The organism is Nonomuraea sp. NPDC050733 (assembly GCF_040654215.1).
Lineage (GTDB): Bacteria > Actinomycetota > Actinomycetes > Streptosporangiales > Streptosporangiaceae > Nonomuraea.
Window position 1 is genome coordinate 1 of sequence record NZ_JBFAHO010000012.1, and the last position, 2,087, is coordinate 2,087.

2 protein-coding genes and 1 rRNA gene are annotated in these 2,087 nt (G+C 68.4%); 1 reads left to right on the top strand and 2 read right to left on the bottom strand.

The window, feature by feature from the left end; translation table 11 throughout:
• The first annotated feature begins 118 nt into the window (after positions 1–118).
• Positions 119–235: ribosomal RNA gene (rrf, locus tag AB0H64_RS20735) — 5S ribosomal RNA — on the top strand.
• 201 nt (positions 236–436) lie between these two features.
• Here rrf and AB0H64_RS20740 read toward each other — a convergent pair.
• Both AB0H64_RS20740 and AB0H64_RS20745 read right to left on the bottom strand, forming a co-directional pair.
• On the bottom strand, positions 437–1,174 hold the full coding sequence (locus tag AB0H64_RS20740) for a class I SAM-dependent methyltransferase (protein ID WP_357626682.1): 738 nt from the start codon (positions 1,172–1,174) through the stop codon (positions 437–439).
• Between the two features lie 419 nt (positions 1,175–1,593).
• A partial coding sequence (locus tag AB0H64_RS20745) for a hypothetical protein (RefSeq protein ID WP_357626685.1) occupies positions 1,594–2,087 on the bottom strand: 494 nt, incomplete at its 5' end.

Here is a 2,087-nt window from a genome sequence, read left to right on the forward strand (position 1 = left end):
GTGTGTGCTGCGCTCTGTTACTCTTCGCCGGGTCCAGAGCTGCGCCACACTGAAGATCTTGCTCGCGTCCACTAGGCAATTCTGAGACAGCAAGCAGTGCTTGTGTGTTTCAGAGGGTTACGGCGGTTATGGCGGGAAGGAAACACCCGGTTACATTCCGAACCCGGAAGTTAAGCTTCCCAGCGCCGATGGTACTGCACTCGGGAGGGTGTGGGAGAGTAGGTCACCGCCGGACAATCTTTGATGGGGGGTCCATGCGGGTCTGGCATTCGTGCCGGGCTTGTGTGGGCCCCTTTCGCATGCCCGGAGACGTCTACGCCGGGCAACCTTCGGGCCCGATGGGCCGGCCGGATCTGCACCGGCAGGCACACGGGCCCTGATCGGATCACAACGCACACGTGTTCCTGGCGGAGAGTCACCGGGAACACGCCGGGCATCACTGTCGTGCCACGAACACACCCCAGCCCAGGTACTGCCGGCCGTATTGCAGGTGCGCACGGCGAGACTTGTCCAGGAAGTCACGGATCGCCGGGGCGTCGGAGTCGTCGGGATTGGCGCGCAGCCAGTCGCTCAGCGTCCACCACTGGCTCGCCACGTACCGATCCCAGCTGTCCGGGTCGGCCAGCACCATCTCCACCAGCTCGAAGCCGGCACTCTCCAGTCGTTCCGCCGTACCGGCCAGCGACGTGAACGTCCCTTCGGGGATCTCCATGGTCTCGTACGCCTCGGCGGGCGGCGGAGTCTGCCAGAAGCACTCGCCGACCAGCGCGATCCCGTCCCGGCGGAGCGGTCGCCGCATGAGGTCCAAGGTTCCCGTCAGGCCGCCGCCGATCCATGTCGCGCCGATGCAGGACACGATGTCGTACGTCTCCGCCTCGGGCTCGTACGTCCGCGCGTCGGCTTCGACGAAGCTCACCTGGTCGGAGACCCCGAGCTCCGTGGCGCGCTTCCTGGCCGCGTCCAGGAACGTCGAGCTGAGATCCACCCCCACCCCTTGCAACCCGTAGCGGGACGCCCAGCGGCTGAGCATCTCGCCCTTCCCGCAAGCGAGATCCAGTTGTCGGGTATCGGGCCGGATGTGGCATATCTCGCCGAGGAGATTGAGCTTGTCGTGGCTCAGGGGATTCAGGATGCGGTGACGCGACTCGGCGATCTCATGGAAGCGAAGCGACATGGCTGGCAGTCTTCCTGAAAACGGCAAAGGGAGCGACCGAATTCGCTCGTCGGCGAGTCACGTGGACGTTCGGAGGCTTGCTAGTCTGGAACGAGCGGGCCACCCCCACGGGTGGCCTTCGTCGCGTAAGGCCCGAGACGGGCGGCGGCGAGCCACGGCGGCCGTCATATGCGATGCGGGTCCGCTGAGTGAGCCAACGAAATGGACCAGAAGTGAACAGAGACAACGGACCCGACGGCGGACAGCGCGAGGGCGGCGAACACGGGGAGAGGCGTACGTACGGGAACAGAGACGGCGGGTACGGCTCCCGAGGCAGTGACCAGGGGGCGTCGCGGGGCGACCGCCCGTTCCGTTCTGACCAGCGCTCCGGCGGCCGCGACGACCGGGGGCCGCGCCGCGAGGGCGACGACCGCCGTTCCTCACAGGACCGCGGCTCCGGCGATCGGCCCGGATACCGCGGCCGGGACGACCGTCCCGCCCGCTCTGACCGTCCCGACCGCCCCGGCCGCGACGATCGAGGCCCGCGCCGTGAGGGAGGCTTCGACCGGAGCCCCCGTCGTGACGGCGGTTTCCGCGGTGACAGCGGTCCGCGGCGCGATGATGATCGTCGGTCGTTCCGGGATCGGGATGATCGTGGTCCGCGTGGCGAGGGCGGTTTCCGCGGAGACAGTGGGCCGCGCCGTGAGGGAGGCTTCCGCGACGACCGCGGTCCCCGCCGTGAAGGTGGCTTCGACCGGGGTCCGCGTCGTGAGGGTGGCTTCGGTGACCGGGGTCCGCGTCGTGACGATGAGCGTCGTCCGTTCCGCGACCGCGATGACCGCGGTCCGCGCCGTGAGGGCGGGTTCGGTGATCGCGGTCCGCGTCGCGAGGGTGGGCAGGGCGACAGCCGTCCCCCGTTCCGTGACCGCGATGA